General features: G+C 52.8%; 13 protein-coding genes. 8 read left to right on the top strand and 5 right to left on the bottom strand.

Features of this window, described 5'->3' with window-relative positions; all coding sequences use genetic code 11:
• Positions 1-103: 103 nt before the first annotated feature.
• Positions 104-1,138 (top strand): L-idonate 5-dehydrogenase, encoded by a 1,035-nt coding sequence (locus tag AC1WNR_RS11460; protein WP_481644623.1) that lies wholly within the window; start codon positions 104-106, stop codon positions 1,136-1,138.
• A gap of 98 nt (positions 1,139-1,236) precedes the next feature.
• Here the strand turns inward: AC1WNR_RS11460 and AC1WNR_RS11455 are convergent, their stop codons facing one another.
• The gene (locus AC1WNR_RS11455) at positions 1,237-2,199 is read right to left on the bottom strand and encodes a LysR substrate-binding domain-containing protein (protein ID WP_481644622.1); all 963 of its coding nucleotides are present in this window, start codon (positions 2,197-2,199) and stop codon (positions 1,237-1,239) included.
• 147 nt (positions 2,200-2,346) lie between these two features.
• Here AC1WNR_RS11455 and AC1WNR_RS11450 point away from each other — a divergent pair, with 147 nt between their 5' ends.
• The 4 genes from AC1WNR_RS11450 (at position 2,347) to tkt (ending at position 7,159) form a co-directional block, all read left to right on the top strand.
• Positions 2,347-3,195 (top strand): transketolase, encoded by an 849-nt coding sequence (locus AC1WNR_RS11450; RefSeq protein WP_481644621.1) that lies wholly within the window; start codon positions 2,347-2,349, stop codon positions 3,193-3,195.
• Entirely contained in the window at positions 3,192-4,238 is a 1,047-nt protein-coding gene (locus AC1WNR_RS11445) for a transketolase family protein (RefSeq protein ID WP_481644620.1), read from the top strand. The genes AC1WNR_RS11450 and AC1WNR_RS11445 overlap by 4 nt, the downstream gene beginning before the upstream one ends.
• A gap of 34 nt (positions 4,239-4,272) precedes the next feature.
• Positions 4,273-5,028: an SDR family NAD(P)-dependent oxidoreductase gene (locus AC1WNR_RS11440; RefSeq protein WP_481644619.1), complete on the top strand. Its 756-nt coding sequence runs from the start codon at positions 4,273-4,275 to the stop codon at positions 5,026-5,028.
• Between the two features lie 139 nt (positions 5,029-5,167).
• Positions 5,168-7,159, top strand: coding sequence for a transketolase (gene tkt, locus AC1WNR_RS11435; RefSeq protein ID WP_481644618.1), 1,992 nt, complete (start codon positions 5,168-5,170; stop codon positions 7,157-7,159).
• 98 nt (positions 7,160-7,257) lie between these two features.
• Here the strand turns inward: tkt and AC1WNR_RS11430 are convergent, their stop codons facing one another.
• The 4 genes from AC1WNR_RS11430 to AC1WNR_RS11415 all read right to left on the bottom strand — a co-directional run bounded on the left by AC1WNR_RS11430 (position 7,258) and on the right by AC1WNR_RS11415 (position 10,361).
• Positions 7,258-7,842 (bottom strand): DUF3501 family protein, encoded by a 585-nt coding sequence (locus AC1WNR_RS11430; RefSeq protein WP_481644617.1) that lies wholly within the window; start codon positions 7,840-7,842, stop codon positions 7,258-7,260.
• A gap of 11 nt (positions 7,843-7,853) precedes the next feature.
• Positions 7,854-9,194, bottom strand: a complete 1,341-nt coding sequence (locus AC1WNR_RS11425) for a heterodisulfide reductase-related iron-sulfur binding cluster (RefSeq protein ID WP_481644616.1) — start codon at positions 9,192-9,194, stop codon at positions 7,854-7,856.
• Between the two features lie 59 nt (positions 9,195-9,253).
• Positions 9,254-9,685: a rubrerythrin family protein gene (locus AC1WNR_RS11420; RefSeq protein WP_481644615.1), complete on the bottom strand. Its 432-nt coding sequence runs from the start codon at positions 9,683-9,685 to the stop codon at positions 9,254-9,256.
• A 196-nt stretch (positions 9,686-9,881) separates the two neighbouring features.
• Positions 9,882-10,361 (bottom strand): disulfide bond formation protein B, encoded by a 480-nt coding sequence (locus AC1WNR_RS11415; RefSeq protein ID WP_481644614.1) that lies wholly within the window; start codon positions 10,359-10,361, stop codon positions 9,882-9,884.
• A gap of 138 nt (positions 10,362-10,499) precedes the next feature.
• Here AC1WNR_RS11415 and pxpB point away from each other — a divergent pair, with 138 nt between their 5' ends.
• From pxpB to AC1WNR_RS11400, 3 genes are all read left to right on the top strand, one after another.
• Positions 10,500-11,204, top strand: a complete 705-nt coding sequence (pxpB, locus tag AC1WNR_RS11410; protein ID WP_481644613.1) for a 5-oxoprolinase subunit PxpB — start codon at positions 10,500-10,502, stop codon at positions 11,202-11,204.
• Entirely contained in the window at positions 11,194-12,114 is a 921-nt protein-coding gene (locus AC1WNR_RS11405) for a 5-oxoprolinase subunit C family protein (RefSeq protein ID WP_481644612.1), read from the top strand. The genes pxpB and AC1WNR_RS11405 overlap by 11 nt, the downstream gene beginning before the upstream one ends.
• A gap of 143 nt (positions 12,115-12,257) precedes the next feature.
• The gene (locus tag AC1WNR_RS11400; RefSeq protein WP_481644611.1) at positions 12,258-12,656 is read left to right on the top strand and encodes an H-NS family histone-like protein; all 399 of its coding nucleotides are present in this window, start codon (positions 12,258-12,260) and stop codon (positions 12,654-12,656) included.
• Positions 12,657-12,747: the final 91 nt, after the last annotated feature.

Here is a 12,747-nt window from a genome sequence, read left to right as displayed (position 1 = left end):
TAGTAGTTGTTCTCTATTAAAGGTCGATGGTATACCATCTGCTCATTGAATAGAAACCGAGTTAAAGCCCAATTGCGGCTGCTCATTTAGCGAGGCACCATTGATGAAAGCGATATTCGCCCACGGCCCAAAAGATATACGTCTGACTGATATCGAGGCTGAGCCACTTCAGCTCGGTGAAGTGCGTGTTAACACGGCCCGAGGCGGTATCTGTGGCTCGGATCTGCACTACTTCAATCACGGTGGTTTTGGCGACGTGCGCTTGAAGGAACCGATGATTCTGGGGCACGAGGTTTCAGGTTACATCTCTGAGATCGGTGAGGGTGTTGAAGGGCTCAGCGTTGGTGATTTGGTGGCTGTCTCTCCATCACGCCCTTGCGGTGAGTGTGAATACTGCCAGCAGGGTCTACAGAACCACTGTATGAACATGCGCTTTTACGGTTCGGCGATGCCTTTCCCTCACATTCAAGGCGCTTTCCGCACCTCTCTAGTGATCCATGCGTCTCAGGCAGTTCCTGCTCAGGGTATCTCTCCTGAAGAGGCGGCGATGGCTGAACCTCTGTCGGTTGGTCTGCATGCGGTGAGCCGTGCAGGCAACGTATTTGGCAAAACCGTTATGGTGACCGGTTGTGGCCCCATCGGTGTGATGTGTGTGCTGGCAGCTCGCCGCGCCGGTGCCGCTAAAGTGGTTGCCGTAGATATCTCAGATTTTACCCTGCAGTTTGCCAAACTCGCTGGCGCCGATCTGGTGATAAACTCTTTGACTCAGCCAAATTCTTTTGATGAACTGCGCGAGGGCAAAGGGCAGGTTGATGCCCTGATCGAGTGTTCTGGCTCTGAAGCTGCGCTGACAAATGCCATCACCTGCATGCGCCCTCGTGGTGTGATTGTGCAGCTCGGTCTGGGTGGTCCAATGAGCTTGCCGATGATGGCAGTTACCGCAAAAGAGCTAGAGCTGCGTGGCTCATTCCGTTTCCATCAGGAGTTCCGCAAAGCGGTTGAGTTTATGGCGGCTGGTCTGATTGATGTTAAGCCGATCCTGACTCACACCTACGGCCTTAATGCCTTCCACGACGCCTTCGAGATGGCGGTCGATCGCAAAGCGGCGATGAAGGTTCAGGTCGCTTTCGATCAGTAGGAAATTTACGGTGTATGAGCGATGTAGCGCAGAGCGCTATTTCGCGACTGCAGCCTCTTGGCATTGAGGTCGGGCAAGACACTTCGCGTACTGCGCTCCTATACAACGGCTTCCTCGTCGATAACGGCGATCTTATGTTGCGCCAGATACCTCTCTACTTCCCGTGAGTGCTGCTGAGCCTCAGCTTTAATCCACTCTGAGAACACCTTAACTAGACGTCGGCTCTGGTGGCGAGCCGGGCTTACAATCCAGTAGCCCGGAAAACGTATGGCGCCAAGCTCAGGCACCAGCGGCACCAGAGTTCCATCCAGCAGTTCGTCACGCGCCAGTGTCGTTGAGTCCAGTACCACGCCTAAACCATTGATCGCTTGCTGTATCGCCATCGAAGAGCGGTCAAAGCGCAGGGCAGAGGTGTCGCTGCGCCGCTGAATACGGTGGCGCGCTAGCCAGTTATCCCACTGCATCGTGGTCTTTACACTGTCTATCAGCCGCGCTTGGGTCAGTCGCTCTTCTGGGCTGGTGCCGTGGTCCTCTAGCTGGACAAGATAGTCCGGGCTGCACATCGGCATCAGGTAGTCGTAGACGATCGCCTCTGAATGAAGACCGGGCCAGTTGCCTCGGCCATAGCGCAGGTCTAGATCGACCACTTCACGTTCAAAGTTGGATGGGTCGGGTGAGGCATCCACGCGGAAGTCCCAGGTAGGGTGCTCGGCTATAAATCGGCTCAGTCGAGGCCCCAACCAGCGTACGGCGAAGCTTGGAGATGCCCGCATAATGATCTGGTGGCTCTCGCGCTGGCGCGAGATAGATTTGCGTGCATCACGCAGCGCTGTAAAGGCGGATGTGGCAGCCATATAAAGCTGCTCACCCTCTTGCGTCAGGCTCAGTTGACGCTTCTCGCGTCGGAAAAGACTGATCCCCAGGTTCTCTTCAAGCTGCTTGATCTGCTGGCTGACAGCAGAGGCAGAGACATGCAACTCCTCTGCTGCACGCGCCACTCGGCCCTGGCGGGCGACCGATTCAAAGTAGATCATGGCGTTGAGACGGGGGTCGCGGGACATAGATAAATCGGCCTTTGAGTGTTAATTCAGCTTAGTCTAATACGTTTTTTTGTTAAGTACAGCTTAACAAATGCTTACGAGCAACTGCTTGTATGATTGCCTACTCGGGTGAAGAATAGGGCGCAAATAAACCTGAGAGACAGATTGATGACTCAAACAGATCGTAATGAACTGCTTGCCGAGTTGAAGCGCCGCGCTTGGGCTATCCGCCACAAAGCGCTGCGTATGGGCGCAGTACAGAAACAGGGCTACATCGGCCAGGCGCTGGGCGTCGCTGATGTATTGGCCGTCTCCTACTTCCATGCACTTAATATGAAGCCTGAAGATCCAGAGTGGGAGGGTCGCGACCGCTACCTGCTCTCTATCGGCCACTACGCCATCGCACTGTACTCAGTACTGATTGAGAAGGGTGTGCTGCCCGAGTACGAGCTGGAGACTTACGGTACTGATGATAGCCGTCTGCCGATGTCAGGTATGGCTTCATACACGCCGGGCATGGAGATCACCGGTGGCTCGCTGGGTCACGGCCTGGGCATTGGCGTTGGAATGGCGCTGGGTCTGAAACGTAAAAACTCTGAGTCTTTCATCTACAACCTGATGTCTGATGGTGAGCTGGGCGAGGGCTCTACTTGGGAAGCGGCAATGTCAGCAGCTCATCACAAGCTTGATAACCTAATCTGTATTGTCGATTTCAATGATCAGCAGGCGGACGGTGCCTCTACGCAGATGCTTTCGTCAGAGCCGGTTGATGCCAAGTTTGAAGCCTTTGGCTGGTACGCTCAGCGCGTTGATGGCAACGATATGGATGCGTTGCTGACAGCATTCGACAATGCACGCAACTACGACGGTGACAAGCCGCGCGCAATTATCTGCGACACAGTGATGTGTAAGGGGGTGCCCTTCCTTGAGGCACGCGAAATTACTCACTTCGTTCGTGTTGATGAGGATGAGTGGGATAAAGCCCTGGCAGTACTTGAAGAGGACAAATCAGCATGAGCGGATACGCACCAAACAGCCGTCGCAAGTCTAAGTGGGAGCCGCGCAAGCCGGTAGATGCTAGCGAGCGTCAGCTCACCTCTGCGATGATCGCGTCGCTCTCTGCTGAGGGTGCAGAGACAGTTAGCGCACCTTTCGGCAAGGCGCTGGTTGAACTGGCAGCTGAGCGCGAAGATATCGTTGGCCTTTCAGCTGACCTGTCGAAATACACCGATCTGCATGTCTTTGCTAAAGCTTATCCAGATCGTTTCTACCAGATGGGTATGGCGGAGCAGGTGATGATTAGTGCCACTGCAGGTCTCGCGAAAGAGGGCTTCACGCCTTTCGCGACCACCTATGCGGTATTTGCCTCACGTCGTGCTTATGACTTTATCGCTATGGCGATCGCAGAGGACAACCTCAACGCGAAAATCGTCTGTGCGCTGCCGGGTCTGACGACTGGTTACGGTCCTAGCCACCAGGCTACTGAAGATATCGCTATCTTCCGCGGTCTGCCGAACATGACCATTGTTGACCCTTGTGATGCTCTGGATACCTACCAGGCGACCAAGGCGATTGCAGCTCATGAGGGCCCAGTCTACATGCGTCTACTGCGCGGCAACGTGCCGTCTGTGCTGCAAGACTACGATTACGAGTTCGAACTGGGTAAAGCCAAGCTGCTGCGTGACGGTAAGGATGTGCTGTTTATCTCATCTGGCTTTATGACAATGCGCACGCTAGAAGCGGCCAAGTCACTGCAGAAAGATGGCATTGACTGTGCGGTATTGCACTGCCCAACGATTAAGCCACTGGATGTCGAGACGATTCTGGCGGAGTGCCGCAAAGAGGGTCGTCTAGTTGTGACTGCAGAGAACCACTCAATCATAGGTGGTCTGGGTGAAGCGGTCGCGACTCAGTTGATGGTGAATGGCGTAACACCTGCCTTCCGTATGGTGGGCCTGCCGGATGAGTTCCTCGATGCTGGTGCACTGCCTGTGCTGCATGATCAATACGGTATCTCCACTGAAGCAGTAATCACAAAAGTTAAAGGGTGGATGGCCTGATCGGTCATCCCTATTGAAGAAGAGAAATAGAAAAATGTCTGGAGTTCTTGAAGGTAAGTTTGCAGTTATCACCGGTGCTGCATCAGTAAATGGTCTGGGTAAAGCGACTGCACGTCTGTTTGCAGAGCACGGCGCTACCGTGGCAATCCTCGATCTTAATCTGGAAGCGGCACAGGCTGCTGCGGCAGATCTGGGTGCGCAGCATGTGGGTCTGGCCTGTAACGTAACTAACAAAGATGATTGTCAGAAAGCGGCTGACGCTCTGATCGCTCAGTGGGGCCAGATCGATATTCTGGTTAACAATGCTGGTATCACTCAGCCGCTGAAGATGATGGATATCATGCCTGAGAACTACGATGCGGTTCTGGATGTGAACCTGCGCGGTACTCTGTACATGACTCAGGCGCTGATCCCGCACATGCGGGGCCGTCAGACAGGCTCTATCGTTAACATCTCGTCTGTCTCTGCACAGCGCGGTGGTGGCATTTTTGGTGGTCCACACTACTCAGCGGCTAAAGCCGGTATTTTGGGTCTGACGAAAGCCTCTGCACGTGAGTTGGCTACAGACGGCATCCGTGTAAATGCTGTGTGTCCTGGCTTTATTGCGACTGACATCACGGCGGGCAAACTGACACCTGAGATGCTCGAAGGCATCAAAGCGGGCATCCCACTGGGTCGTCCAGGCCGTGCTGATGAAGTTGCGGGCTGCTGCCTATTCCTGGCTTCTGAGCTGTCGTCGTATGTGACAGGCTCTGAGGTGGATGTGAACGGTGGTTCACTGATCCACTAATACCCTTTTCCATATCTACGCTTGTGGAAACTCTGGATTTGGGCCGGACCCCTCCCTAAAAAGAGGCCCGGCTCTCTTTTTTGCGTCTGTCGGCGCACCAATCTAGAGTCAGTTTTTGAAATTATTGTGAGGTCTTGGCATGTCTGAGCAGATGCCCAAAGTTGATAACCCGATGGCGAACGCGATTCGCTTTCTGTCGATTGACGCGATAGTGCGTGCCCAGGAGGGGCATCAGGGTGTGCCGCTGGGTATGGCCGAGATCTCTACTGCACTTTTTGGCGAGCACATGCGCTTTAATCCGAAGGACCCGTTGTGGCCGGATCGTGATCGCTTTGTGCTCTCCAACGGCCACGGTTCAATGCTGATCTACTCGCTGCTCTACCTGACCGGTTACGAGAAGGTGAGTCTGGATGAGATTAAGCGTTTCCGTGTGCTCGGTTCTGTCTGTGCTGGCCATCCTGAGTATGAACCTGAAGCAGGTATCGAAATTACCACGGGGCCATTGGGGCAGGGTATTGCCAATGCGATGGGTATGGCGGTAGCCGAAGCCTATCAGCGTGCGCGCTTTGGTGCCGATCTGGTGAACCACTACACCTACGCGTTCGTTGGGGATGGCTGTCTGCAAGAGGGTATAGGCCAAGAGATGATCTCTCTAGCAGGGCATCTTAGCCTCGGACGTTTGATCCTCTTTTGGGACGACAACCAGATCACCGACGACGGCAGTACAGAACTCTCCATCAGTGAAGATGTGGCGGAGCGCTTCCGCGTAGCCAATTGGCACGTGATTGAGGTTGATGGGCATAATGTTGAGGCCGTGTCGGCGGCGATTGCTGAAGCCAAGAAGGATGAGCGTCCATCGTTGATCGCCTGTCGCACTGTCATTGGTCGCGGTATCCCTCGTGTGCAGGGGCAGCGTGGCGGTCACAGCGCGCGTCTGTTTGACGAAGACTCGCAGGCAGCTCGCGAAGCACTCAACTGGCCGCATGCACCCTTTGAAACGCCTGCCGAAACACTTGCCGACTGGCATGCTGCCGGTGCTCGCAGCGATAGCGAATACATTGCGTGGCATGAGCGTCTGGCTGCTCTGAGTCCAGAATTACGTGCTGAATGGGATCGTATTCAGGCAGGTGAGTTGCCAGCAAACTGGCAGTCCGTGCTGGCCGATTATAAACAGCAAATCATAGAAGAGGGTGGTGCTAAAGCGGGTATCTTTGCGTCGGCAGAGATCAATGACCTCTTTGCCGACCTGATGCCGGAGCGCCTGGTCGGATGTGCCGACCTCGAAGCCCCCACTTCCCATAAACGGGCTCTGACAGCTTTTACCGCCGCTGATAACTCTGGCTCCTATATTCACTGTGGCGTACGCGAACACCTTATGGGTGCTATGGCTAACGGTCTGGCCGCACATGGGGGTGTAATGCCGCTGGCGGTAACCTATTTAGCGTTCTCTGACTACGAGCGCCCTGCTATGCGTATGGCAGCGCTAATGGGCTTGCCGACCAAGTTCGTTTTTAGCCACGACTCCATCGGTGTGGGGCGTAATGGCCCGACCCATCAGCCGGTTGAAATCATCGCATCGTTGCGCGCTATGCCTAACATGTACGTTTTCCGTCCTGCAGATGCAGTTGAAGCTGCAGAGTGTTGGGAAGCGGCAATGGAGCTCAAGCAGAGCCCGTCGTCTATGGTGTTTGCGCGTCAGGAGTTGCCACTCGTCCGCACAGAGATGCTGGCTGATAATCTATCTGCCAAGGGTGGTTATGTGCTGCAGGAGGCCCAGTGTGGTGCGCATCAGGTTACGCTGCTGGCAACGGGTTCTGAGGTTGCAATCGCTGTAGAGGCGCGGACTCAGCTTGAGGCTCAAGGGATCGGTGCTGCCGTTGTCTCTCTGCCATGCTGGGAACTATTTGATCAGCAGCCCGTAGCCTACCGTCAGCAGGTTCTCGGTGAGGGCACGCTGCGCGTGGGTATAGAGGCTGCGATGCGCTTTGGCTGGGATCAGTACATCGGTATTGATGGCTTGTTTGTGGGTATGACTGGCTACGGTCTGTCTGGCCCTGCAGAGGAGCTTTACGAGCACTTCGGCATCACATCTAAGGATGTCGTGCTTCAGGTTATAGAACGCATGAAATAAGCGGCTGTTGTATTGCGTGCTTCGCTCACAAAAAAGCGCCCGACAACTTTGCAGTGTCGGGCGCTTTTGGTTAGCTGCAGCGAACCGCTTGGAGGCGCTTACTTGAGATCGGCGACCAAAGCAGTCTGAGTCTCTGGGGCAACCTCCTCGAGGTGGTGCTTGTACTCAGGATGGTCCACGCCCATACCCAGTGCCGCACCACTCTTGAGTGTTGCAACCATCTCAGGTGTTAGCTCGAAGCGCATGAAGTGCACCGCTGAGGTTTTGTCTGCTGTGCTGCGCTCCATATCTTCGTCAGCAATTGCGTAGACACGCTCATGGCCGAACACCTGTACGTAGGTTTTGTGCTCCAGCCCAACCAGCTTCTCTAACATCACTTTACGTTCATCAGGGTCAGTAAACTCAATCAACTGAGTTGCCTTGAAGTTCGCGCCGTCAGGAATCAGAGGATTGTATGCGTCCAATTCATCTTGAATACCCTCAGTGTCGAAGGTCTTCTCAATGCGCAGCATCTCCTGAATCTGGTAACGAATAGTCAGCTCATCTTCAAACTGCAGTGTCACATGAGGGCCTACAAACACAGTGCGGCGCTTGCGGTGCTCGAGCGCACGCTTGCGAAACTCTGGACGCTCTTTGTGGTAGGTCTCGAGTGACATCAGTGAGCTAGGTGCAAGTTTACCCATTTATGCCTCCTCTATATGCCGTAGGCTTTGCGCAACAAACTCAGCGGGTGCGCTTTTTCCGGCGTTTTGTCGTGGTTCTTTTCAATACCCTGAGCCAGATGTGCAGCGCCCAGCGGACAGTCACTGGAGATGTAGTCCGGTTCAGCCTGGGCCATAGCTCTGAAGACAGGCTTACCAATCTTCATCGCGTGCTCGTGGTACTCTTTCTTCACACCATAGGTGCCGGCGTGGCCGCTACAGCGTTCTATCGTCTTGATTTCGGTGTCAGGGATCTGCTTGAGCATCTCCTCGGTCTTCTTGCCGACGTTTTGCACACGGCTGTGGCAGGGAACATGGTAGGCTACCTTGCCTAGCGCCTGGCTAAATTCAGCTTTGAGTAGACCGTCTTTTTGACGTGCAATCAGGTATTCGAACGGATCCCAAAACGCCTCTTTTACCAGTTGAACTTCCTCATCGTCTGGGAACATCAGTGGTAGCTCCTGTTTGAACATCAGCGTGCAGCTCGGTACACCTGACATCAGCGCGTAACCCTCGCGGGCCAGCTTGGCCAGTTGTGGAATGTTGATACGCTTGAGGCTCTCGACCGCTTCCAGATCACCCTGCTCAAGTTTCGGCATGCCACAGCACACCTCTTTCTGCGCAAAGGTCCACGGCAGCTGATTATGTTCAAGAATCGCGATCAGATCTTCACCGATACTTGGCTCGTTGTAGTTGATGTAGCAGGTAGCGAAGATCGCGATCTTACCTTTGGTGCGATCACCATCAACAACAGCAGGTGCCTCGTTCGGCTTCATTTTGCTGCGCAGCTTTTTGCTGGCGAAAGGCGGAAGCCAAGCCTCTTCATCGATACCTAGCGTAGCCGAGAGTACCTTACGGGTTGGCGTCCAATGGTTTACGGTGTTGATCGTTTCAGAAATCACAGGTATGCCGGCTAGTTTGCCGGTCATGTCGGTGCTCGATAGCACCTTGTCACGCATTGTAAGACCATTCTCCTTCGCTTCGACCGCCTTAGCACGCAGCATTAGATGCGGGAAATCGAGGTTGAATTGGTGCGGTGGTACATAAGGGCACTTGGCCATGTAACACATATCACAGAGGTAACATTCGTCGACCACTTTCTTGTAATCAGCTTTGTCGACGCCATCGACCTCCATCGTCTCACTGTCATCTATTAGATCGAACAGGGTTGGGAATGACTGACACAGACTCAGGCAGCGGCGGCATCCGTGACAGATATCGAAGACGCGCTCCATTTCAGCGTTGAGGCTGTCGCGGTCGTAAAATTCTTCAGATTTCCAGTCAAGCGCGTGGCGCGTCGGTGCTTCCAGATTGCCTTCTCGTTTATCACTCATGATGAATCCTCGGAGGTTGGCGATAGAGCGGACTGGAGAGCTCCAGTCCGCTGGCAGAATTATGCTTCTGCTTTGTAAGCTTCCAGAGTCTTCTGGAATTTGTTCGCGTGGCTGCGCTCAGCTTTAGCCAGAGTTTCGAACCAATCGGCGATCTCGTCGAAGCCCTCTTCACGAGCGGCTTTAGCCATGCCTGGGTACATGTCAGTGTACTCGTGAGTTTCACCAGCAATTGCTGACTCAAGTGCTTCAGCAACGTTGCCAGCAGCCAGACCGGTTTCTGGATCGCCTGAACCACCATCGATCAGGTATTCCATGTGGCCGTGTGCGTGGCCTGTTTCACCTTCCGCAGTGTTGCGGAATACGTTAGCAACTTCTGGAGCGCCTTCGATGTCAGCCATGTTGGCGAAGTAGAGGTAACGACGGTTAGCCTTGGATTCACCAGCGAATGCTGCCTTCAGGTTCTCTTCTGTTTTTGTTCCTTTCAGTGACATTTCTACTTGCCTCTTTGTTGGGTTAATAGCATGAAAATTGCCAGAGCTTAGGCTCGGTCAATTTACGTCTGCAGTAAGACCTTAGATCGGTTTAGAGACAATTGCCCAATAAAATTTAAGGATATAGGTCATAAAAAATCTTAATTGATCCGCGCCACTGCCCTGTGTTCCAGCAATGGCGTGCGGTCTGACCAAATCACTGTCTGCGAAAATCTTTCAAAAGAAAAATATTCGCTATTAGGAAGAGCCCGGCCAAGCCAACGAGTGTCTCGGCCATAGTGATACCGAGCAGTATATCGGGGGTATAGCCACATAACTCCCAGGGTTCGAACACTGATGGAAGCCACTCGTGTAAAGGTATCCAAGCGGGAAAAGCGGGTTCAAATGTGCAACTCCCCTCAAACCAACCGCGTTCGATGCCCAGCACCTGATAACAGAACCAAGCAAAGGTGAGTGTGCAGGGAGTCAGTAGTACAGTAGTGAGTTTGCGGGCAACGGGCAGCAGTAGTGCAAGTGCCGCGAGTAGGATAACAACGAAGAGCACGGCCCGGATCTGGACGCAAAGGATACAGGGACCGTAATCGAGCACGTATTGGAAATAGAGAGCAGCGATCTCGAGCGCAATACTGGTTGATAGAAGAGCAAGCCAGAGCTGTGCAGTGCGGTCTTTCAGCATCAGATTGTCCTAGTAGGTGTGGTTTTCGTTCTCAGGGGGTAGGATTGTCTATCTTTTGAATGAACTCAATATGAAACTTCCAATCCTTTTCGGGCGTCTACTACCCTGAGTTCAGCTTGTCGGAGGTTTGGCGAAAAAATGGCTGTTCTGAATCAGGTAGAAGCAATAGATGAGTCGAACTGGCTTTTGCGACTGGGTGATCAGATTAGTGAACCTTGTGCTGGCCGCGTACGCCTGGCTGTAGATCTAGCTCGACGCGGCTTCGGTGAGCAGTTAGTCGATATTATTCCTTCATATACCAGCGTGTTGTTAAGTTTTAGAGCGCCAGTGCAAGACCGGCGCTTGCTCGCGAAGGTTCTCGAAGCTCTGGTGAGCGAAGTAATGCAGACGCAGCTCGAAGGTATCTCTGGGGAGTTGGTAAAGATTCCCGTCTACTATGGCGACGAGGTTGCACTGGATCGTGCTGACGTGGAGCAGATAACCGGTCTTAGGTTTGATGAGATCTGCGAACTGCATCAGCGTCAGGCTTACAGAGTATATGCAATAGGTTTTGCGCCGGGCTTTGCCTACCTGGGGGCGACGCCAGAAGCGATCAGAGTAGCCCGTAAGAGCACCCCTCGATTGATTGTGCCCAAAGGCAGTGTCGCACTGGCGGATAGTCAGACCGCGATCTATCCGGCTAGTTCTCCGGGAGGTTGGCAGATAATAGGACGCTCACCCATTGAGATGGTTGATTGGAATAGAGAGTTGCCCATGCGGGTCAATGCCGGTGATCAGGTGCAGTTCTATGCTATCACCCGTGAAGAGTTTCTGACCCTGGGTGGAGTGTTAGATGCAGATTAAGGTCAAACGCAACGCGGGTCTCTGCCTGTTGCAAGACGGTGGACGTTGGGGGTTTAGGCACCTAGGTGTCAGTATTAGTGGGCCGATGGATCGTAGTAGCTTTCGTTGGGCCAATTGGTTACTGGGTAATGATGCCAATGCTGCTGTTGTCGAAATTACGCTGGGTCAAACCGAGTTAGAGGTCACGCAGCCCGGCCAACTGGTGGTGACCGGAGCGGATCTGGCAGCGACACTCAATGGCAAGAGTTTGGAGCTCTGGTCTCCCTTCACAGTGAAAGAGGGTGATGAGCTGCTGTTTACGAAACCGATGAATGGCCTGCGTGCCTATTTAGCCGTGACCGGCGGTTGGAAAGCGCCAAGCACACTGGGTAGCTGCTCTACTCATATGCGAGAAAATCTAGGCGGCTTGTGCGGAGAGGGTCTGCCCCTTGCGCAGGGAGATACTCTGGATTCCGTAGGTGGCGATGAAAACATTTTACGCTCAATGCCAGCCTGGTTAATCCCAGATTTTAACGCTGATTATCAATACGCCGTGATACCCGGATTTCAATTTTCGGATTTTGCGTTTGGGGAGCGTGAAAAACTGTTTAACTTAGATTTTAAATTGTCTAAAGATTGTGATCGTATGGGTTATCGACTGAGTGGGTCTGAAATATGCGCATCTAATCAATCCTTGATATCGGAACCCGTCCTGCCAGGTGCCATGCAGGTCCCCCCTGACGGACAGCCTATTGTTTTGATGGCGGACTGCCAAACTTTAGGAGGTTATCCCAAGTTAGGGCGGGTATTTAGTTTGGATTTGGATCGATTGAGTCAGCAGTTGCCGGGCAAACAGATAAGTTTCAGAAAAATCTCTTTGCACGAGGCGCAAAATAGGGCGGAAAATTTTAATTTAAAATTTGAGACTTAATCGCTTTTATGGTTTAAAAAATTCACTTTAAATTAGTTCTTTTAAAAGCGAATAAAGATAAATATTGAATTTTATTTTTTATTAACCATAATTTCCCCGAACCTTTTAATTAATATCTTTTACCAAAACTGGTGGGATTGTCTATGAGCGACTTCGTGAAAACTCTTCTGCGTAAAAACTCTCTGCGTAAACAGTGTCAGGATCTTTCAGGTTCTGAAATCGAGAAAGTGATTGCTGATCTGGGAGATATCTTGGAAGAGCGTAAGGCTGAAGAGGCTGCAATGCAGGCTGAACAGCAGGCTAAAATGGCAGCTATTGATGCAATTCGCGAAACGATGCGCAGTGCCGGTGTCGATCTGTCTGATTTGATGGGTATGGTTGAAGCTGCACCTAAAAAGGCAGCGGTAAAAGCGAAGTACCAGATCACTGATGCGCAGGGTGAAACTCACACTTGGTCGGGTCGCGGTCGCACGCCAACGGCTTTTGCTGAGTACATGGCAGCGAAAGGCATTAGCAAAGATCAGTTGCCCAGCGCTGAATAAGGTATAAAATTACCGCACTGCAAATAGGCCCGTTTGTACGGGCCTTTTTTGTTTCTGGGTTTTACAGTCGATAGATATCGCGTTGAACACC

The organism is Marinobacterium marisflavi (assembly GCF_982447095.1).
Note: the sequence above shows the minus strand (reverse complement) of the source record. Positions and strands in the feature narration are given on the sequence as shown.

Bases quoted from the DNA above. Each gene is read 5' to 3' on its own strand.
- AC1WNR_RS11460 (WP_481644623.1), top strand. From the start codon at position 104: ATGAAAGCGATATTCGCCCACGGCCCAAAAGATATACGTCTGACTGAT.
- AC1WNR_RS11455 (WP_481644622.1), bottom strand. From the start codon at position 2,199: ATGTCCCGCGACCCCCGTCTCAACGCCATGATCTACTTTGAATCGGTC.
- AC1WNR_RS11450 (WP_481644621.1), top strand. From the start codon at position 2,347: ATGACTCAAACAGATCGTAATGAACTGCTTGCCGAGTTGAAGCGCCGC.
- AC1WNR_RS11445 (WP_481644620.1), top strand. From the start codon at position 3,192: ATGAGCGGATACGCACCAAACAGCCGTCGCAAGTCTAAGTGGGAGCCG.
- AC1WNR_RS11440 (WP_481644619.1), top strand. From the start codon at position 4,273: ATGTCTGGAGTTCTTGAAGGTAAGTTTGCAGTTATCACCGGTGCTGCA.
- tkt (WP_481644618.1), top strand. From the start codon at position 5,168: ATGTCTGAGCAGATGCCCAAAGTTGATAACCCGATGGCGAACGCGATT.
- AC1WNR_RS11430 (WP_481644617.1), bottom strand. From the start codon at position 7,842: ATGGGTAAACTTGCACCTAGCTCACTGATGTCACTCGAGACCTACCAC.
- AC1WNR_RS11425 (WP_481644616.1), bottom strand. From the start codon at position 9,194: ATGAGTGATAAACGAGAAGGCAATCTGGAAGCACCGACGCGCCACGCG.
- AC1WNR_RS11420 (WP_481644615.1), bottom strand. From the start codon at position 9,685: ATGTCACTGAAAGGAACAAAAACAGAAGAGAACCTGAAGGCAGCATTC.
- AC1WNR_RS11415 (WP_481644614.1), bottom strand. From the start codon at position 10,361: ATGCTGAAAGACCGCACTGCACAGCTCTGGCTTGCTCTTCTATCAACC.
- pxpB (WP_481644613.1), top strand. From the start codon at position 10,500: ATGGCTGTTCTGAATCAGGTAGAAGCAATAGATGAGTCGAACTGGCTT.
- AC1WNR_RS11405 (WP_481644612.1), top strand. From the start codon at position 11,194: ATGCAGATTAAGGTCAAACGCAACGCGGGTCTCTGCCTGTTGCAAGAC.
- AC1WNR_RS11400 (WP_481644611.1), top strand. From the start codon at position 12,258: ATGAGCGACTTCGTGAAAACTCTTCTGCGTAAAAACTCTCTGCGTAAA.